The 19,115-nt window shown below is 67.2% G+C and carries 20 protein-coding genes; 12 read left to right on the top strand and 8 right to left on the bottom strand.

Going from position 1 to position 19,115, the window contains the following annotated elements; genetic code table 11:
- Positions 1–62: 62 nt before the first annotated feature.
- The 6 genes from eutB to G578_RS0101500 all read left to right on the top strand — a co-directional run bounded on the left by eutB (position 63) and on the right by G578_RS0101500 (position 7,751).
- Positions 63–1,073, top strand: coding sequence for a hydroxyectoine utilization dehydratase EutB (eutB, locus tag G578_RS0101525; protein WP_028792751.1), 1,011 nt, complete (start codon positions 63–65; stop codon positions 1,071–1,073).
- The gene (locus G578_RS0101520; protein ID WP_211228831.1) at positions 1,066–2,055 is read left to right on the top strand and encodes a cyclodeaminase; all 990 of its coding nucleotides are present in this window, start codon (positions 1,066–1,068) and stop codon (positions 2,053–2,055) included. Before eutB ends, G578_RS0101520 begins: the two co-directional genes overlap by 8 nt.
- Before the next feature lie 95 nt (positions 2,056–2,150).
- Entirely contained in the window at positions 2,151–3,527 is a 1,377-nt protein-coding gene (locus G578_RS0101515) for an aspartate aminotransferase family protein (protein WP_028792749.1), read from the top strand.
- Between the two features lie 116 nt (positions 3,528–3,643).
- The gene (locus G578_RS28050; protein WP_156907165.1) at positions 3,644–6,769 is read left to right on the top strand and encodes a hybrid sensor histidine kinase/response regulator; all 3,126 of its coding nucleotides are present in this window, start codon (positions 3,644–3,646) and stop codon (positions 6,767–6,769) included.
- 70 nt (positions 6,770–6,839) lie between these two features.
- Positions 6,840–7,256: a response regulator gene (locus G578_RS24155; RefSeq protein ID WP_051243541.1), complete on the top strand. Its 417-nt coding sequence runs from the start codon at positions 6,840–6,842 to the stop codon at positions 7,254–7,256.
- Positions 7,257–7,340: 84 nt separating this feature from the next.
- The gene (locus G578_RS0101500; protein ID WP_028792748.1) at positions 7,341–7,751 is read left to right on the top strand and encodes a cupin domain-containing protein; all 411 of its coding nucleotides are present in this window, start codon (positions 7,341–7,343) and stop codon (positions 7,749–7,751) included.
- A gap of 55 nt (positions 7,752–7,806) precedes the next feature.
- Here G578_RS0101500 and G578_RS0101495 read toward each other — a convergent pair whose 3' ends face one another.
- From G578_RS0101495 to G578_RS0101480, 4 genes are all read right to left on the bottom strand, one after another.
- Positions 7,807–8,841 carry a TRAP transporter substrate-binding protein gene (locus G578_RS0101495; RefSeq protein ID WP_028792747.1) on the bottom strand — a complete coding sequence of 345 codons (1,035 nt, stop codon included), beginning with the start codon at positions 8,839–8,841 and terminating at the stop codon, positions 7,807–7,809.
- A gap of 63 nt (positions 8,842–8,904) precedes the next feature.
- Positions 8,905–10,230 carry a TRAP transporter large permease gene (locus G578_RS0101490; protein WP_028792746.1) on the bottom strand — a complete coding sequence of 442 codons (1,326 nt, stop codon included), beginning with the start codon at positions 10,228–10,230 and terminating at the stop codon, positions 8,905–8,907.
- Entirely contained in the window at positions 10,230–10,844 is a 615-nt protein-coding gene (locus tag G578_RS0101485) for a TRAP transporter small permease subunit (protein ID WP_028792745.1), read from the bottom strand. The genes G578_RS0101490 and G578_RS0101485 overlap by 1 nt, the downstream gene beginning before the upstream one ends.
- Positions 10,845–10,994: 150 nt before the next feature.
- Entirely contained in the window at positions 10,995–11,495 is a 501-nt protein-coding gene (locus G578_RS0101480) for a GNAT family N-acetyltransferase (protein ID WP_028792744.1), read from the bottom strand.
- Positions 11,496–11,562: 67 nt separating this feature from the next.
- On the opposite strand from G578_RS0101480, the gene G578_RS0101475 reads away from it, so the two are divergent.
- Entirely contained in the window at positions 11,563–12,003 is a 441-nt protein-coding gene (locus G578_RS0101475; RefSeq protein ID WP_028792743.1) for a cupin domain-containing protein, read from the top strand.
- Between the two features lie 23 nt (positions 12,004–12,026).
- Here the strand turns inward: G578_RS0101475 and G578_RS0101470 are convergent, their stop codons facing one another.
- The gene (locus tag G578_RS0101470) at positions 12,027–12,497 is read right to left on the bottom strand and encodes a PAS domain-containing protein (protein WP_028792742.1); all 471 of its coding nucleotides are present in this window, start codon (positions 12,495–12,497) and stop codon (positions 12,027–12,029) included.
- Between the two features lie 319 nt (positions 12,498–12,816).
- On the opposite strand from G578_RS0101470, the gene G578_RS0101465 reads away from it, so the two are divergent.
- Complete coding sequence (locus tag G578_RS0101465; RefSeq protein WP_093149889.1) at positions 12,817–13,332, top strand: PAS domain-containing protein; 516 nt, start codon at positions 12,817–12,819, stop codon at positions 13,330–13,332.
- 14 nt (positions 13,333–13,346) lie between these two features.
- Here G578_RS0101465 and G578_RS0101460 read toward each other — a convergent pair whose 3' ends face one another.
- On the bottom strand, positions 13,347–14,603 hold the full coding sequence (locus G578_RS0101460; protein ID WP_028792740.1) for a flavin-dependent oxidoreductase: 1,257 nt from the start codon (positions 14,601–14,603) through the stop codon (positions 13,347–13,349).
- A 322-nt stretch (positions 14,604–14,925) separates the two neighbouring features.
- Between G578_RS0101460 and G578_RS24150 the strand changes: the two genes are divergently transcribed.
- The 3 genes from G578_RS24150 (at position 14,926) to G578_RS0101445 (ending at position 17,147) form a co-directional block, all read left to right on the top strand.
- Positions 14,926–15,537 (top strand): RNA polymerase sigma factor, encoded by a 612-nt coding sequence (locus G578_RS24150; RefSeq protein WP_051243538.1) that lies wholly within the window; start codon positions 14,926–14,928, stop codon positions 15,535–15,537.
- Positions 15,534–15,860 (top strand): anti-sigma factor family protein, encoded by a 327-nt coding sequence (locus tag G578_RS0101450; RefSeq protein WP_028792739.1) that lies wholly within the window; start codon positions 15,534–15,536, stop codon positions 15,858–15,860. Before G578_RS24150 ends, G578_RS0101450 begins: the two co-directional genes overlap by 4 nt.
- Positions 15,861–15,977: 117 nt before the next feature.
- Positions 15,978–17,147: an MFS transporter gene (locus tag G578_RS0101445; protein ID WP_028792738.1), complete on the top strand. Its 1,170-nt coding sequence runs from the start codon at positions 15,978–15,980 to the stop codon at positions 17,145–17,147.
- Between the two features lie 28 nt (positions 17,148–17,175).
- Here the strand turns inward: G578_RS0101445 and G578_RS0101440 are convergent, their stop codons facing one another.
- The gene (locus tag G578_RS0101440) at positions 17,176–17,484 is read right to left on the bottom strand and encodes a hypothetical protein (RefSeq protein ID WP_028792737.1); all 309 of its coding nucleotides are present in this window, start codon (positions 17,482–17,484) and stop codon (positions 17,176–17,178) included.
- 333 nt (positions 17,485–17,817) lie between these two features.
- Between G578_RS0101440 and G578_RS0101435 the strand changes: the two genes are divergently transcribed.
- A complete protein-coding gene (locus G578_RS0101435) occupies positions 17,818–18,156 on the top strand; it encodes a hypothetical protein (protein ID WP_139189202.1) in 339 nt (112 codons plus the stop codon).
- A 1-nt stretch (position 18,157) separates the two neighbouring features.
- On the opposite strand, the gene gcvA is transcribed toward G578_RS0101435, so the two are convergent.
- A complete protein-coding gene (gene gcvA, locus G578_RS0101430) occupies positions 18,158–19,060 on the bottom strand; it encodes a transcriptional regulator GcvA (RefSeq protein ID WP_028792735.1) in 903 nt (300 codons plus the stop codon).
- Positions 19,061–19,115: the final 55 nt, after the last annotated feature.

Here is a 19,115-nt window from a genome sequence, read left to right as displayed (position 1 = left end):
CGGCGGGAAGGCGGGCGGCGCCTGCCTTCCCGTTGCCGTGTCAGCGTCGGCGCGAGGAGGCGATGGCATCCGTAGCCCTCAGCGAGATCGAGGCCGCCCGGCGGATCATCGCCGAGACCGCCGTGGCGACGCCTTTGGTGCCGTCGCCACACCTCTCGTCCCTGGCCGGACGGGAGTTCCTTCTCAAGCTCGAGATCGTCCAGCCGATGGGGGCTTTCAAGCTGCGCGGGGCCGCCAACGCGGTCATGCGCCTGCCGGAAGGCACGGCGGGCGTGACCTGCTGCTCCACCGGCAATCACGGCCGCGGCGTCGCTTACGCCGCCCGGCGGCGCGGCCTGCGCGCGGTGATCTGCATGTCGTCGCTGGTGCCGCAGACCAAGATCGACGGCATCAGGGCGCTGGGGGCCGAGGTGCAGATCGTCGGACGCTCCCAGGACGAGGCGATGGCCCATAGCCGGCGTCTGGTCGTCGACGAGGGGCTGGTTGAGATCTCTCCGTTCGACGACCCGGCCGTCATCGCCGGCCAGGGCACGATCGGCCTGGAACTGCTGGAGCAGTGCCCGGACCTGGCGACCGTGCTGGTGCCGCTGTCCGGCGGCGGGCTGGCCGGCGGGATCGCCGCGGCGATCAAGGCGGTGAAGCCGTCGGTCCGCATCATCGGCATCTCCATGGACCGGGGGGGTGCGATGCACGCCTCCATCGCCGCCGGCCGGCCGGTCGAGGTGGAGGAGGTGGCCAGCCTCGCGGATTCCCTGGGCGGCGGCATCGGCCTCGACAACCGCTTCTCCTTCGAGCTCTGCCGCACCCTGCTGGACGAGGTGGTGCTGGTCGGCGAGGCGGAGATCTACCGGGCGCTGCAGACCGTCTATTACGAGGACCGGCTGGTCTGCGAGGGCGCCTGCGTCGTCGGCATCGCTGCGCTGCAGGCCGGCAAGCTGGCCCCATCCCCGGGCCCGATCGCGACGATCATCACCGGGCGCAATCTCGACATGAAGATCCATGCCGACATCATGCAGGGCCGCGACGTGGTGCTCGGCGATCTCACCATCAACGGACAGCCGTATCATGCATGACATCTCCATCCTGACCGAAGCCGACCTGCGCGAGCTGGTGCCGCTGGACGCGGCGGCGGTCGACGTGGTCGAACGTGCCTTCACCGCCCTGGCCGGCGAGGGGGTGGTGATGCCGCCGATCCTGTCGATGGAGCTTCCCGTCGCCAATGCCGAGGTCGACGTGAAGACCGCCTATCTGCCCGGCTTCGACGGTTTCGCCATCAAGGTCAGCCCCGGCTTCTTCGACAACCCGAAGATCGGCCTGCCGAGCCTGAACGGCCTGATGGTGCTGTTCTCCGCCAGGACCGGCCTGGTGGAGGCGCTGCTGCTGGACAACGGGTATCTGACCGATGTGCGCACCGCCGCCGCCGGTGCCGTCGCCGCCCGCCATCTGGCGCCGGAGGTGCGCACCGCCGGCGTGCTCGGCACAGGGGTGCAGGCGCGGCTGCAGATCGAGGCGGCGCGGCTGGTGCGGCCGTTCGAACGGGTGCTGGTCTGGGGGCGCGACCCGGTGAAGGCGGAGATCTGCGCCTATGACCTGGCCGAGCGGCTCGGCATCGAGGTCGTGGTCGAGGCCGATCCCGCCCGGGTGGTGGGCGAAAGCCAGCTCGTCGTCACCACCACCCCGGCGCGCGATCCGGTGCTGCGGGCCGAGTGGCTGCATCCGGGCCTGCACATCACCGCCATGGGCTCCGACCAGCCCGGCAAGAACGAGATCGATCCGGCCGTCTTCGACCGTCTGTCGGTCTATGTCCCGGATCGGGAGAGCCAGTGCCGGACCCAGGGGGAGCTGCGCAGCGCGCTGGCCGCCGGCGCGGTGCCGGAGGAGCGGACCTATGCCGAGCTCGGCATGGTGGTCTCCGAGCCGGCGTTGGGCCGCAAGTCCCTGGACGACATCACCCTGGTCGACCTCACCGGCACTGGCGCCCAGGACACCGCCATCGCCAGTTTCGCCATGACCCGCGCGAAGGACCGCGCGGCCGGTACGGTGATCCGCGCCTGAGCGGAACCAATCCGGCCACTAGGGTTGCAGCGGCGGGCGATTTGCGCGATGTCCGGGGCATAATCGGCATTTCTGACAGCGCGAGGACGGCGGCCATGCTGACCAACGACCAGCTCGACAAGTGGGACCGGGAGTCCTTCTTCCATCCCTCCACCCATCTGGCGCAGCACGCCCGCGGCGAAAGCCCGAACCGGATCGTCACCGGCGGGTCCGGTGTCTATATCGAGGACCGCGACGGTAACCGGCTGCTCGACGGCTTCGCCGGCCTGTACTGCGTGAATGTCGGCTACGGCCGCCCCGAGATCGCCGAGGCGATCGCCGCCCAGGCGAAGGAGCTGGCCTATTACCACGCCTATGTCGGCCACGGCACCGAGGCCTCCATCACGCTCGCGCAGATGGTCATGGACCGCGCGCCGGCTGGCATGTCGAAGGTGTATTTCGGCCTCGGCGGCTCCGACGCCAACGAGACCAACATCAAGCTGGTCTGGTACTACAACAACATCCTGGGCCGGCCGGAGAAGAAGAAGATCATCTCGCGCTGGCGGGGCTATCACGGCTCGGGCCTGGTCACCGGCTCGCTCACCGGTCTGGAGCTGTTCCACAAGAAGTTCGACCTGCCGCTCGACCGCATCCTGCACACCACGGCGCCGGTCTATTACCGCCGCGAGAACCTGGCCAGCAGCGAGGCCGAGTTCGTCGCCGAGTGCGTCGCCGACCTGGAGGCGCTGATCGAGCGCGAGGGGGCCGACACCATCGCCGCCTTCATCGGCGAGCCCGCACTCGGCACCGGCGGCTTGGTGCCGCCGCCGGAAGGCTACTGGCCGGCGATCCAGGCGGTGCTGGACAAGCACGACATCCTGATGATCGCCGACGAGGTGGTCACCGGCTTCGGCCGTCTGGGCTCGATGTTCGGCTCCGACCATTACGGCATCCGCCCGGACTTCATCACCATCGCCAAGGGGCTGACCTCGGCCTATGCGCCGCTCTCCGGCTCCATCGTGTCCGACCGGGTCTGGAAAGTGCTGGAGCAGGGCACCGACGAGTTCGGGGCGATCGGCCATGGCTGGACCTACTCCGCCCATCCGATCGGGGCGGCGGCCGGTGTCGCCAACCTGAAGCTGATCGACAGCCTGGGGCTGGTGGAGAATGCCGGCAGCGTCGGCGCCTATCTGAAGCAGGTGCTCACCGACGCCGTCGGCGACCACCCGAATGTGGGCGAGGTCCGCGGCGAGGGGCTGCTCTGCGCCGTCGAATTCGTCGCCGACAAGACGGACCGGACCTATTTCGATCCGGCCCAGAAGGTCGGCGGGCGGATCGTCGGCAAGCTGTTGGAAGAGGGTGTCATCGGCCGGGCCATGCCCCAGGGCGACATTCTCGGCCTCGCCCCGCCGCTCTGCCTGACCCGCGCGGAGGCCGACAAGATCGTCGCCGCGACGCAGACGGCGCTGAAGACGGTCGCGGCCGAGCTCTAGGCGGCCGGCCTGAGCCGGAGCCGGACGAACGCGGTTTGCGGAACGCGGACCGGGGGATACAGTTCTCCCGGTCCTGATCCGCGGAGGGTCGTCACGAGTTGCGGGGGAAGCGGAACGTGCTCACGCGCCGCTGGGTTATGTTCTGCGTCCTGGCCCTGGCCGTGCTGTGCGGCAGTGGGGGGATCTCCTACTGGGTCTATCATGCCCAGCGCGACGAGCTGGTCTCCGACGCGGGCCATGAACTGACCGACGCCACGGTCGCCTTCACCCAGGCCCTGAACAGCGTGTTCGAGCCGGCGCTGACCCTGGGCGGCACGGTCGCGGATTCCGGCATCCGCCATGCGCCGCCCAACCAGTGGCCGACGCTGTTCTTCGCCATCGCCACCGGCCCGGTGCGCCAGTTCGAGCAGATGAACGGCGCCTTTCTGGGCTTTCCCGACGGCCGTTTCCTGCATGTCCAGGACCTGGAGGTTGCCGGCCCGAAACGCGCGACCGGCGGGGACCGGACCAGCCGCGGGATCTACCGGCGGATCATAGACACCCCTGCGATCAATCCGCGCGGACGATGGCAGGTCTACGATCCGCAGACCGGACGCGCGAAGATGTCGCCGCGCGTGACCCAGGCCTACGACCCGCGCACCCGGAACTGGTACCGGCAGGTGGCGGCGGACGGTCGGGCTCATTGGACCGACGTGTATCAGTTCGCCTCCAGTCGACGGCTCGGCGTCACCTATGCCCAGCCGATCTTTAATCCGGATGGGTCGCTGTGGGCGGTGCTCGGGGTCGACCTGTCGCTCGGCTCGCTGTCGCAGACCCTGCTGACCACCTCGTCGGCTCTGGCCCAGGCGGCGGATATCGTGTTTGCCACCGATCTGGCGGATTCCGTGCTCGGCCATCCGGAGCTGGCGAGCGACACGACGGAGATCCGGTCGAGCACCTCGGAGTTCCTGGAGCGCTACCGCGACCCGACGTCGTTCGAGAGCCTGGCTCCGCGGCAGCTCAAGGAGGGCCCGCCGCTGCAGATGGTCGAGGCTGAGGGCCGCAGCTATCTGACCACCAAGGCGGATCTGGATCCCGCGCGGGCCATGCCGATGCAGATCTACCTGGCGCGCGATCTGGAGCAGGTGCTCGCCGCGGCCCGGGCCGTGGTCTATCGCAACGTGCTGTTCGCGTTCGTGGCGGTCGTGGTGTTCGGGGTCGTCGCGTCCTACGCGGTGAAGCTGCAGGTCGAGATGGCCCTGCGCCGCCAGGCCGAGGCGGAACTGATCGAGGCGCGCGACATCGCCGAGGCGGCAACCCAGGCGAAATCCACCTTCCTCGCCACCATGAGCCACGAGATCCGCACGCCGATGAACGGAGTGATGTCGATGGCGGAGCTGCTCGGTCTCACCCGGCTCGACGGCGAGCAGCGGCGCATGGCGCGGATCATCATCGACTCGGCCACGGCCCTTCTGACCATCATCAACGACATCCTCGACTTCTCGAAGATCGAAGCCGGCAAGCTGGAGATCGAGGCGGTCGAGTTCTCGCTGATGTCCGTGGTCGGCGGATCGGCGGAGCTGCTCGCCCCCCGGGCCGAGGCCAAGGGCCTGGACCTGGTTGTCCATAACGACCCGTCCCTGATCGACCTGCGCCTGGGCGACCCGACCCGGCTGCGGCAGATCCTGCTGAACCTGGGCGGCAATGCGGTGAAGTTCACCGACGAGGGCCGGATCGACATCCGTGTACGCCGGATCGGGGGCGGATCCGAGGCGACCGATAGCGCCGAGCGGCTGCGGTTCGAGGTGACCGATACCGGCATCGGCCTCAACGAGGAACAGCGCGCGCGCCTGTTCCGGGCGTTCGTGCAGGCCGACAGTTCGACCTCGCGTAAATACGGCGGCACCGGGCTCGGCCTGTCGATCTGCCAGCGGCTGACCGAGCTGATGGGCGGATCCATCGGAGTGGACAGCGAGCCGGGCGCGGGCTCGACCTTCTGGTTCGAACTGCCGCTGGCCGCCGTCGGAGATGCGCCGCCGCGCTACCCGGACGACCTGTCCGCCGCCTCGGTCGCCCTGGTGGGGCTGTCCGACCGGGTGGCGGAGGTCGCCGAACTCTACCTGCGGGCCACCGGGATCGAGCGGATCGACCGCTTCGCCGCGGCTGGGGAGGCGGCGGGGGAACGCACCCTGTGGATCCTGCGCTGCGGTGCCGGGAGGCTGGCGCCGGAGGATCTGGGCGGGATCGAGGGGCGCATCGCGTTTCTGGGCTATCGCGGCGAGCTGGCCGACCTGTCGCCGGACCTGAAGTCCAGGGCCAGCGCGCTGCTGACCGTGCCGGTGTCGCGCAACGGATTGTGGCGGGCGGTGGCGATCGGGCTCGGTCTACGACCGGCCGAGGAGATCGAGGTCCAGCAGCGCGACGACATGGCCTTCGCGCCGCCGCCGGTGGAAGAGGCGCGGGCCGCCGGCGCCCTTGTCCTGGTGGCCGAGGACAACGAGACCAACCAGGTGGTCGTACGACAGATGCTCGGCCGCATGGGGTTCGCCTGCGAGATCGCGGAGAACGGCGCGGTCGCGCTCGAGCGGCTGTCCGAAGCGTCCGGCTACGGATTGCTGCTGACCGACGTGAACATGCCGGTGATGGACGGCTTCGAACTGGCCCGGGCGGTGCGCGCCCGCGAGGGCGAAGACGGCGATCGGCTGCCCATCGTGGCGCTGACCGCCGACGCGCTCGCCGGTACCGAGGAGCGCTGTGCGGAAGCCGGCATGGACGGCTATCTGACCAAGCCGATCGACAGCCGCAAGCTGGGCGCGCTGCTGGCAGATCATCTGCCCCAGGGTCTTGCCCTACGCCGGCAGGTCGAGCAGGCGGCGGTGGACGAGGCGGCGGTGGACGAGGCGGCTCCGGCCATCGACTGGGACCCGGAGATCTTCGATCCGGCCACGCTGACCGAGACGTTCGGTGCGCTGGACGAAGAGGCGAAGGAACTGATCCGCGGAGCCTCGGCCGCCTGGCCCGGACGCATTTCCGAGATCGAGGCCGGGCTGGCCGCCGGCGACGTCAAGCGGGCGCGGGATGCCGCCCATTCCCTGAAAGGGGCGGCCCTGTCCGTGGGCGCCAAGAGGCTCGGCCGGATCGCGGCCGACCTGCAGGACTATCTCGACGATGGCGATCTGGACATGGCGGGGATCATGGCCGAGCTGCTGCCGTCGACCCTGGAGGAATTCGAAGAGCTTTTACCTAAAATTATGGCGTTGTGATCGCCGCGCGATCTGGGGGAGTATTTTCCTTCGGTTCCAGCATGACGGGCAGTGACGAGGGGGCAGAACGGTGGTCGATTTCAATCAGGCGAACCCCTACGAGAACATCCGTATCCTGGTGCTCGAGGACGAGAGCCATATCCGCCAGATCATCGTGCGGCTGCTGCGGCAGATCGGCTTCCGGCTGATCCACGAAGCCGCCAATGGCGCCGACGGGTTCAAGGAACTGCTGCGGGTCAATCCCCAGGTGATCCTGTGCGACATCCATATGGAGCCGATCGACGGTCTCAACTTCCTGCGCAAGCTGCGCTCCCTGGGCAAGCCGGAATTCACCCGGGTGCCGGTGATCTTCCTGACTGCCGATGCCGAGCGTGGCACGGTCGTGGAAGCCAAGGATCTGCGGGTCGATGGCTACCTGGTGAAGCCGGTCTCGCCCAAGCAGCTCAAGCAGCGGCTTGATGCCGTGCTGTTCCCGGCGCCGAACTGACGCCATCCGACCCGTTGGCGCGCCGCGCCGCCCGCGTTATCGTTTCCCCAACAACAAGAACAGCCGACGAGGAGAGAGGACGCGATGGGTAAGGAAACCTGGAAGTTCAGCCATAACGAAGCGGCGAACGCCGTCTTCACCGAGGGCATGCGCAAGATCTTCGAATACCGGGATCTGGGCGTGAAGGACGCGACCAACGGCGACTACGTGGCCCATATCGTCAAGGCGAACGGCCGCAAGGACACCGACGAGGTGCAGCACTGGCACGTGCACGACTGCGACTTCCAGATGGTCTACGTGCTCAAGGGCTGGGCCAAGTTCGAGTATGCGGGCGAGGGCGTGCACACCATCCGCGCCGGTGACTGCATCAACCAGCGGCCGCTGATCCCGCATCGCGAGATCGAGTGCTCGCCGGACATGGAGCTGCTGGAGATCGTCTCGCCGGCGAACTTCGAGACCCGGATCGTCGACGCCCCGGCCGAAGCGGCCGAGTAAGGTGTTGTCCGACGGAGCGGCGGGTCCACCGCCGCTCCGGGACTGATCGACGGGGTCAGGTGTAGCGGTAGGGCCGCCCGGCCTTCTCCATGTCCTCGTTGTACTGCTTGAAGATGCCGACGACCTTCGCCTTGAGCGGGGATTCCTTGGCGATCTCGTCCCAGAACACCCGGGCGGCCGCCTCGACCGTCGCCCATTCGGCGTCGGGAATGGTGGTGAGCTCCATCTTGGTGCCGTTCACCCGCAGGCTGGCCTCGCCGCCCCAGTACCAGTACTGCCGATAATAGTGCGACTGGTCGCAGCACACCCGGAACAGGGTCTGCAGATCCTCCGGCAGCTCCTCCCAGCGGCCCATATTGGCGAAGAACGATCCGCACCAGGCGCCGGAGATGTTGTTGGTCAGGAAGTAGTTGGTCACGTCGGCCCAGCCGACCGTGTAGTCCTCGGTGATGCCCGACCAGGCGATGCCGTCCAGCTCGCCGGTCTGCACCGCGACCTCGATGTCTTCCCAGGGCAGGGTGACCGGCACGACGCCGAACTGGGTCAGGAAACGGCCGGCGGTCGGGAAGGTGAAGACCCGTTTGCCCTCCAGATCCTTCAGCGAGTTGATCGGATCCTTGGTGGCGAAATGGCAGGGGTCCCAGGCGCCGGCGGAGATGTGCTTCACCCCGACCTTGGCGTATTCCTCCTCCCAGATCTGGGCGAGGCCGTACTGGTTGAACAGCACCGGCACGTCCAACGAGTAACGCGAGGCGAAGGGGAAGTAGCCGCCGAACACGGTCACTTCGGTCGGCGAGGCCATGCTGTCGTCGTCCGACTGCACCGCGTCGATAGTGCCGCGCTGCAGGGCGCGGAACAGCTCGCCCGTGGGCACGAGCTGGTCGGCGAAGAACAGCTCGATCTGCATGCGGTCGCCGGCGATCTTGTTGAACATGTCGATGGCCGGTTTGACCACGTGCTCGGCCAGCGCCGGGCCGGCATAGGTCTGCATACGCCATTTGATGGTGGACTGCGCGATCGCCGGTGTCGCCAGCGCCGCGGCGGGGGCGGCCGCGGCGGCACCCTTAAGGAATGTGCGTCTCGTGGTCATGAAGCCCTCCTAAACTTTTTGTTGAGGGCGATATGATGACCGTATTTTGCGGTGCGGCGAAAATTATTTTCCGTACACCAGTTCCGGCAGCCACAGGGCGATCTGCGGGAACGCCATGACCAGGGCGAGCGCCATCACCATGACCACCGCGAAGGGCAGGATCGAACGGTAGATGTCGCGCAGGCTGATCTCCGGCGGCGCCATGGCCCGCATCAGGAACAGGTTGTAGCCGAAGGGCGGGGTCATGTAGGCGATCTGGGTGGTGATCGTGTAGAGCACGCCGTACCAGATCAGGTCGAACCCCATCGCGCCGACCAGCGGCACGTAGAGCGGGGCGACGATCACCAGCATGGCGGTGTCGTCCAGGAACGTGCCCATGATGATGAAGCTGAGCTGCATCAGGATCAGGATCGTCCAGGGGCTGAGGCCCAGCTTTTCGGTGAACAGGTCCTCGATCGCCTTGACCGCGCCCAGCCCGTCGAAGATCGCGCCGAAGCCGAGCGCCGCCAGGATGATCCACATGAACATGCAGGAGATCGCCAGCGTGTTGCGGGTCGTGTTCTCGAACACCTGCCGCGTCATCCGGCCCTTCAGCACGGCGGCGAGGAAGGCGGCGAGGGCACCGATGGCGGAACTCTCCACCAGCGAGGTCCAGCCGTTGACGAAGGGCACCATCATCGACGCGAAGATCGCCAGCGGCAGCAGTCCGGCGCGCAGCAGCCGAAGTTTCTCCGCCATATCGATCCGCTCGCGCTCCGCCTTGTCGAGCGGCGGGCCGAGATGGGGCTGCAACTGGCAGCGCACATAGATGTAGACGATGAACAGGGCGGCCATCATCAGTCCCGGCATCACCCCGGCGAGCCAGAGCTGGCCGACCGGCTGGCGGGCGATCATGGCGTAGAGCACCAGCACGACCGAGGGCGGCACCAGGATGCCCAGCGACGAGCCGGCCTGGATTACCCCGGTGACCATGATCTTGTCGTAGCCCCGGCGCAGCAGCTCGGGCAGGGCGATGGTGGCGCCGATCGCCATGCCCGCGACCGACAGCCCGTTCATTGCGGAGATCAGCACCATCAGCCCGATCGTGCCGATGGCAAGCCCGCCGCGCACGGGGCCCATCCACACGTGGAACATCCGGTAGAGATCGTCGGCGATCCGGCTCTCCGACAGCACGTAGCCCATGAAGATGAACATCGGCAGGGTGAGCAGCGGATACCACTTCATGAGCTTCATGGCGGCGGCGAACGGGATCTCCACCCCGCCCACACCCCAGAGCAGCACGCCGGCGGCGGCACCGACGAAGCCGATGGCGCCGAACACCCGCTGGCCGGTCATCAGCATCAGCATCATCGACGAGAACATCAGCAGGGCGATCAGCTCGTAGGACATCACGCCTCTCCGCGCTGCGTCGTTTCGCCGGCGGCGAGGCGGTCGATGTCCTTGAACAGCTCCGCCAGCGCCTGCAGCAGCATCAGCAGCACGCCGAGGCACAGGGTCACCTTCACCGGCCAGATCAGCGGCCGCCAGGCGGTCGAGCTGCGCTCCAGGTAGCCCATCGTCTCCGCCGCCGCGTCGGGGCCGCCGGTGACGAAGGCCCAGAGCAGCTCACCGAAGAAGGCGAAGGGCTCCATGCCGAAATAGCCCAGCGAATAGGCGGTGGAGCTGACCGCGCCGTAGAACAGGACGCCCAGATAGAACATCAGGAACAGCACCGAGAAGCTGTCGACCCAGGCCTTGGTGCGCAGCGACCAGTCGCCGTAGAACAGGTCCATGCGCACGTTGGAACCGAGCTGGATCGAGTAGGGGCCGCCGAGAATATAGTAGGCGACCATCACGAACTGCGCGGTCTCGAGGGTCCACAGCGACGGATCGAAGAAGGTCTTCGACGCCGAGGACCAGAGCAGCACGCCCATCAGCACGAACACCAAGTACATCGCGCAGCGCCCGATGGCCCGGTTCATGGCTTCCACGGCGCGCACATAGCCGCGCATGATCCCCAGCATCGGCCCCCTTTGTCGCCGTTCCCGGCGATCAGCCCGTGCGCCGCGTCCCGGAGCGGTACCGCGACGCAGCGATGTCGTCCCGCGACTATTCCAGCGGACCGGGGCGGGGTCCAGTCCGTTTGGGTCAGCAGGGGTGACCGTTCGGTGCGATCAGCCGGTGGCCCGCTGCATGACGACCACGTCGATCCACTGGCCGAACTTGAAGCCGATCTTCTCCATGTGCCCCACCTTGCGGAAGCCGAAGGCGGCGTGCATCGGCTCCGAACCGGAGGCCGGATCGCTGATCACCGCCATCATCTGCTTCCAGGGTCCGGCCTCGGCGATCCGCACGAGTTCGGCCATCAAGGCCCGGCCGATGCCTTGCCGGATCGCATCGTGGGCGATGTAGATCGAGTTCTCCACGGTGAAGCGGTAGGCCGAGCGGGGACGATACTTGCTGAGATAGGCGTAGCCGACCACCGCCCCGTCGCGCTCGGCGACGATGTAGGGGAAGCCCGCCTCCAGGATCCCGGCGCGGCGTTCCGCCATCTCCGGCTCGCCCGGCGCCTCCTCCTCGAAGGACGCGGTGCCGTGCCGGACGTGATGGGCGTAGATTTCGGTGATGGCGGTGATGTCGGAGGGCTCCGACGGGCGGATGGTCACAGCGGTCATCGCGGGCTTCCGGAAGCGGGACTTCGATGGTTCAATCCTGCCACCGAACGAAACGGGAGGACAGATCATGACGGTGATGGAAGCGGGGATCACGCCCGCCGGTGAAGGGGTGGACGGCGTCGTCTGGTCGATCCTCGGGCAGACCTACAAGCCGAAGCAGGAAAGCGAGAGCTGCTTCACCTTCGAGACGCTGTTCCCGCACGGCACCTTCGTGCCGCCGCACATTCATGCCGCCCAGGACGAATTCATCTACATGCTGGAGGGTACCTTCGATCTGGTTCTGGATGGCCGGAAGGCACAGGCGGTGACAGGCGACCTGATCCACATGCCGATGGGCATCCCGCATGGCATCTTCAACAATTCCGGCAAGGACGTGAAGGCGCTGTTCTGGGTGTCGCCGGCGCGCTCCCTGCGTCAGCTTTTCGAGAAGATCCACAACGTCGCCGATCCGGCCGAGGTGGTGCGTCTGGCGGCCCAGTACGAGGTGGAGTTCCTGCCGCCGCCGTGACCAGTCGGGACGGCGTCCAGGCCTCAGGTGCCGATGCGCCGGCCGAAGGTCTCGGGGTCGTAGATCAGGCAGTAGCGGTCGCGCTTCACGCCGTCGCTGCTCAGCGGCAGGATCAACCGCACGAACGACCAGACACGATCCCTGGTGTCGTAGAACTCATGCTGGCCGAGATCCGGCTTGCCCCGCTGCATAATCTCATTGAGCCGGGCATGCACCTTGGCCAGATCCTCCGGCACGAAAGCCTCCGAAAAGGTCGTGCCCCGCATCGATCGCCCGTGGGACTCGTCGATCAGCGTTGAGGAGAGCCGCAGGACCCAGTCGCCGTGCTCATCGCTCCACTCGACCAGACTGATGGCCTTGATGGCAGCCGGCGGCATGTCGAGCGGATCGATGGACTGCGGAAATCCATTCGCCGCTGTCGGGCGCCACGCCTCAAGACACGCAGCCAGGACCGGATAGTCGTCGATTTTCCCGATGGGCATCGGGATATGCACACTAGGCAGCCTAAAGAAGTTACTGTCTTCGTTTTCTGGCTTCGGCCACATTTCCAATAAGTACTTTCGCAAGTATAGGGCGTGCGTGCATTTAAGAGTATGGCTGAATACCCGTTAATAATCCATTAACCGGTCTATCGTTTTGGGCGAACGCCGCATACCCCCTGGTCTTTTTCTGGCTATATCGGGCTAATCCGAGCGTCGCTGGCCGCCGTATTGAAATCCGAAAGCGGTACAGGGCAATCCGCTTGCGATAGCGGATGTACAGATGCAACTCTACTTTCAGAACGGTGCGTCTCAACGGTACGGGACCTCGCTTATGCCATTGCACAACCTGAACGAACGCCTGCTGACGATGCCGAGGCTCCATGTGCCCGTGGCTCTGGAGGACATCGACGGCTACCCGACCCTCGCCCGTTGCCTTGCGGTGTGGCGCAAGCACTCGGCCGACCGGCTTCCGGCCACCATCGATCCGGTGGAGATGCCGGTGGAGGCGATCAAGGGGATCAGCCTGGTCGATTGGGACCCCAAGATAGAGGACTGGGTGATCCGGCTGTCCGCCACCCTCATGGACCAGGGGCATGGCCGTTCGATGACCGGTACCCGGATGCTGGATATCTACCGTGACGAGGAATATGCGGGCGTGAGGGAGCGGCTGCAGACGACCCTGGAGGCGGGAGAGCCGAGCCTTGCCCGTCACGAGTTCGTCGGCTCGCGCAACCGGCGCTGGGCCTACATGCGCCTGATCCTGCCGCTCAGCAGCGACGGGACAAAACGCGACAGGTACTGCCTGATCTACGATCCGGCCAGTTTCGGCCAACGCGTCGGGACCTGACGCGGGCCGCCGACCTATCCCCGGGCGCGGTTAACGTCCGATTGGCTGAACTTGGCGAGCGTGGCATAGCCGCGCACGATCGCTTCCAGTTCCTCCCGGCTGGCGACCTGGTCCAGCGCGGTGAACCCGTCCGGTGCCCGTTCCTCGACCAGGTCGATCACCCCCTCCGGACCGCCGCCTCGGTTGGTGCGCACGATCTCCGCCGTCGTTGGCAGGCGTTCGGCCTCGTAGGTCTTCAGCGCGCCCTCCACGTCGCCGCCGCACGTCGCCAGCAGCGGCGCGAGACAGCGGGCATCCAGGATCGCCTGGCTGGCCCCGTTGGAGCCGACCGGGTACATCGGATGGGCCGCGTCGCCGAGCAGGGTGACCCGGCCGAACGACCAGCGGTCGACCGGGTCGCGGTCGCACATCGGGAACTCGTAGAAATCGACGGTCTTGGTGATCAGGTCCACCGGATCGATCAGATCCAACTCGAACACGCCGTCCACATACTGCATCACGTCGGCCCGATCGCCGAGCCGGCTCCAGTTCTCGCGTCTCGGCGGCGGACGGGTGCCGTCGCCCAGCCGTGCGACCACGGCCCAGTTGATCAGGGTTTTGTCCGGCGTGTCCGGGTCGTTGTAGATCGGATAGCAGACGAACTTGGCGTTCATGCCGCCGGCGATGATCATCGACTTTCCGGTCAGGAACGGCTCGCCCTCCACGGCCCCGCGCCACAGCATCAGCCCGTTCCAGCTCGGCGGTCCCTCGTCGGGATAGAACGTCTCGCGCACCTTGGAATGGATGCCGTCGCAGCCGATCAGCACGTCGCCGGTCACCGTCACCTTCGTGGCGGTGTCGCGCCGCTCGAAACGCGCGGTCACGGTGCCGCCGTCATCCTCGAAGCCGGTAAGCTGGTGTCCGGTATGCACATGGTCGTCGCCCAGCCGCTCGCGCGCCGCCTCCAGCAGGACGGCCTGCAGCTTGCCGCGATGGATCGAGAACTGCGGGAAGTCGTAGCCGGCATCGGTGCCGCGCAGGTCGCGCCAGATCTCCTGGCCGAAGCGGTTCTGGTAGATCAGCTCGTAGGTGCGGATGCCGATGGCGTCGAGCCTGTCGAGCAGGCCCAATGCGGCGAGCTCCTTGATCGCGTGGGGCAGGGTGTTGATGCCCACGCCGAGCTCGCGGATCGTCATCGACTGCTCGTAGACATGGGCGTCGATGCCCTGTTCGTGGAGGCTGAGCGCGGTGGCGAGGCCGCCGATGCCGCCGCCGATGATGATTGCCTTCATGCGCGCACTCCCTTGCTTTGCCTCCCGCCCGGCGGCGGAACCGACAGTCTTGCCGAGCCCATGGCCCCCTGTCACGGTCTCGATGTTGCCGACTCCGCGCCCCTCGGCCTCCGCGACGGAGGCGGGGAGCCTGGCCTCCTGTATCCTGTCCACCCTTGCGCGAAACTCTAGGAACGCCGTGGCGGATCGGCCTTGATGTGGATCAAATCCAGATGATCGGCCGCCATGGATGATCGATGGGCTGGCGCGCGCCATGCTAGAAGGCGATCGGAACGGGGATGGCCCGGCTAAGGGCGGCGACCGGCGCCGGGAGATCAGGGGCATGGAGAGCACGGGCGGCGACCCGACAGACGAGAGGGCGTTCGTCGCCGCGCTGCAGGCCGGAGAACGCGTCGCCTTCGAACGGCTGGTGCGCGAGCATGGTGCGCGGATGCTCGCCGTCGCCCGGCGCATGGTGCGCGACGAGGCCACCGCCCAGGACTGTCTGCAGGACGCTTTTCTGTCGGTGCACCGGGCGATCGGTCGGTTCGAGCCGACCGGGTCGCTCGGCGGCTGGCTGCATCGGATCACGGTCAATGCCTGCCTGATGCGGCTGCGCGCCAACAAACGGCTGGCGGAAACCTCGATCGACGAGCTTCTGCCGGCCTTCGATCCCGACGGGATCCGGATCGGCGAGCCGCGCACCGAGATCCGCAATCCGGAGGATGCCCTGGAGGCGGCCCGGATCCGGGTCTACATGCGGCAGAAAATCGACGAACTGCCCGACGGCTACCGTATCGTTCTGCTCCTTCGCGACATTGAGGGATACAGCACCCGGGAAGCGGCCGAGATGGTGGGGGTCGCGGAGGGAGCGTTGAAGGTTCGGCTGCACCGTGCCCGCGCGGCGCTGAAGACGCTGGTCGAACCCCTGTGGGACGAGTTGGGGACGGCATGATCACGCGTCGCAAGCTCAGATGGCGCATCCAGCACTGGTTGGAGGCCCGGCTGCCGGGGCTGCTGACCTGTGCCCAGTTCGAGGCGCTGGTGGACGCCTATATCGACGGTGAGCTGGGACCGGTGGCGCGGGCGACGGTCGATCTCCACATGCGCACCTGTCCGGTCTGCCTGCGGTATGTCGCCGCCTACCGCAAGGTGCGGGACATGGCGGCCGACACGCTGACCCGGCCCGAGGCCGAGGCGCTGGTCGCGATTCCGGAGGATCTGGTCGCCGCCATCCTGGCCGCCCGGGACGCCGAGGCAGGTCGCAAGACACCCTAGCATTTTCATGCGGTTTCGGCGGTCTAAGGGGATGCGCGCGGCGTCGTTGCGTTTGATACTGGAACCTTCACCGGACCGGTTCACCGCAGGGCATAGGTTTTGGAAATCCGCTTCCCCATGTGGCTTCGGGTTGTCGACCGACCCGGTGCGACGGTCTTCGCCACATTGTCCGCGACCGAGGCCTTCTCGCGGGCCCTGGTCGCCGGCGTGATTCCGCTGGAGGCCTACCGGCTTCTGGAATCCGCCAGGGACGTCAGCATCGCCTACACGGTGATCGGGGTGGTGGCCCTGCTGGCGAGCTTCGCGGTGCCGGTGGTGATCCGGGTGATCCGCCGCAAGTGGATCTTCAGCGCCGGCTGCGTCTTCATGTTCATGGCGCCGCTGCTGATGCTGGCGGAGACCGTCGTTCCCTTCGTCGGCGCGCTGCAGTTCCGTGCGCTGGCCGTGGTCTGCGTCAACATCTCCCTCAACCTCTATATCCTCGACTACATCGCCCGGAAGGATTTCGTCACCGCCGAACCGCGGCGTCTCGCCTTCATGGGCGTGGCCTGGTTCACCGGGCCGGGGCTCGGGATCTATCTGTACAAGACCTTCGGGCTGGAGGCGGTCTGCCTGCCCAGCGCCGTCTTCGCGGTGATCGCGCTGGCCTATTTCTGGGTGCTGCGGATGCGTGAGGACCCGCGGGTGGCGCCGGCCAAGCGGCGGCCGCCCACCCCCTGGGCCAATATCCGCCGCTACCTGGCGCAGCCGCGCCTGCGGCTGGCCTGGGCGATTCCCTTCGCGCGCAGTTCCTACTGGGCGGCGTTCTTCGTCTATCCGCCGCTCTATATCGCCAAATACGGCGGCGACGAGATGCTGTCGGCGATGATGCTGTCGGCTGGGCAGGGGATGCTGTTCGCCGCCCCGCTGGCGGGCAGGCTGGCGCGGGAACTGGGAATGCGGCGGGTGATCATCCTCGCCTTCATCTTCACCGGGGCGATCTGCCTGATCGCCGGGGCGATCCGGCCCTCGCCGGCGATTGTGGCGCTGCTGTTCTTCGTCGGATCCGCCGGGGCGATGACCCTGGACGCGCTGGGCAACATCCCGTTCCTGCGCTCGGTCCATGCCTATGAGCGCTCCGAGATGACCTCGGTCTTCCGCACCTATATCGAGGTGTCGCAGCTTCTGCCGGCGGCGGTCTATGCGCTGCTGCTGCTGTATTTTCCGCTGTCGTCGGTGTTCATCGCCCTGGGCGTGCTGCTGCTGGCGACGGCCTGGCTGTCGACCTACCTGCCGCGCCGGTTCTGAACCGGCGCCGGCTTCGGTCGGCGCCGGATCAGCGCGTGCCGCCGGCCGCCTTGAGGTGCGGCTGGTCGTTGGCGACGTCGGCGAACATCTCCGGAGCGACCGGCTCCAGTTCGACCACGTCGACGGCGACGACGACATTCTCGGCCACCGGGTTGCTGACCTGCTGGTCGGCGAGGGCGGCGCGCTTGGCCTCCCGGTCGTCGCGCATGCTCGACAGGATGGCGGCGGCGATCGGCACCACGGCGCCGATGACGAAAATCACGCATACGATCGCCAGCAGAAACGGATCGACGTTTCCGGCCCCGGCGACGTGCAGGCTCTCGGCTCCCTGCGGCATGATCTGCGTCCTTATCTTCAGGGGCCCAATCCCGGCCCGAAAAACACGAAAGCCGGCCCCCGTTTCCAAGGACCGACATCATCATATAAGCGCTTCGTTACCAAACGGTTAGCTCATCCGCGACGCCGATGCTCCAAGCGCGACATGGGACGTCGGATTTATAGTTTTTTCTGTCGTGATTTTCCGCTACATGACCCTCGTCGCCAAGGCCGGGTCGGCACGGGTCGGTCTTTGCGGCTTACGTACATTTTCGGGATGCGTCGCCTCTGGCTCTCTGCCGGTCGAGCGGCGCTTTTTCGTCCGACGCGCCTGTTGTGGGGGAGGCACGGGGTCATGGCTATTCGTTTGGCGACATTGCCGGTCGACGAGGTGAAGGCGCTGGCCGGGATCGCGGGTTTCCCGCGCTGGGCCGGGGATGTGACGGTCGATGACGCGCTGATCGACCATCATCTGGCCAATGACGATCTGATCGAGCCGGATGACGGCCGCGATCCGAACGCGCCGGTGCCGGCGGCCGAACATGCCGGACGGGTCGCATGGCTGGTCCGCAACGTCGCCCGCGACGGCTGCTCGCTGACCCTGCGCGACGGCCGCATCCAGGACGGCAACCACCGCTTCGCCGCCGCCCTGTATCGTGGCGATTCGCTGATCCGCGTCTGTTTCATGGATTAAATCAGGGCCGGGGTGGGGCTTCAGCCTCCGCCTCCAGCCACGCGACCAGCGCCCGGACCTTCGGCATCGCCATGCGGTCCGGCGGCGCCACCAGGTGATAGGCCACCCCTTCGTCCACCGGTGCCAGGTCGGCGAAGGGTTCCACCAGCGCGCCCGACGTCAGCGCGTCCTGGGCCATGATCCGGTTCTCCAGCACCACCCCCAGCCCCTGGACCGCGGCTCGCAGCGAGTGTGCAGACTGCGAGAAGCGCAGGTTGCGGGACCCGCGCAGGCCGACGAGCTTGTGCCGGCGCAGCCAGGCCGTCCATCCGGTCAGCCGCTGGTCGGAATGGATCAGGGTCTGGCGCGCGAGGTCGGCCGGGGTGCGGATCCGATCGCGTCCGTGCACCAGCGCCGGGGCGCAGAGCGCCACCAGCCGTTCCGAGACCAGCCGTCGGCTCTCGAGGCCCGGCCAGGGGCCCATGCCGTAGCGGATGCTGGCATCGACCGCCTCGCGCCCGTAGTCGATCGGCCGCGACGTCGCCTCGATCCGCAGATCCACCTCCGGGTGCTCCGCCAGGAAGCGCGGCAGGCGGGGCAGCAGCCAGATCTCGGCGAAGCTGGCCGGGGCGGTGACCACCAGCGTATCGGCTTGGCCGCGCTCGGCGATCTCGGCGGTGGCCGCGCGCAGGGTCTCGAAGGCCGGGGCGATCTTGGAGAAATACACCTGCCCCGCGTCGGTCAGCAGCAGCCGCCGGTTCAGCCGATGGAACAGCTTCAGGCCGAGCGCCTCCTCCAGGACGCGGAGCTGGTGCGACAGCGCCGAGGGGGTGATCGACAACGCCTCGGCCGCCGCCTTCACGCTCAGCCGCGTGGCGACCGCTTCGAAGGCGCGCAACGCGGTCAGGGGAGGGAGGGTATCCATGTCAGGTGAAAATTCCTCAGTCGACTGCTGCAATAGTATCATTTGTCGCTGCGAA

The sequence above is a fragment of the Thalassobaculum salexigens DSM 19539 genome, assembly GCF_000423805.1.
Classification (GTDB): Bacteria; Pseudomonadota; Alphaproteobacteria; order Thalassobaculales; family Thalassobaculaceae; genus Thalassobaculum; species Thalassobaculum litoreum.
This window is presented reverse-complemented; position numbering and strand designations above follow the sequence as displayed.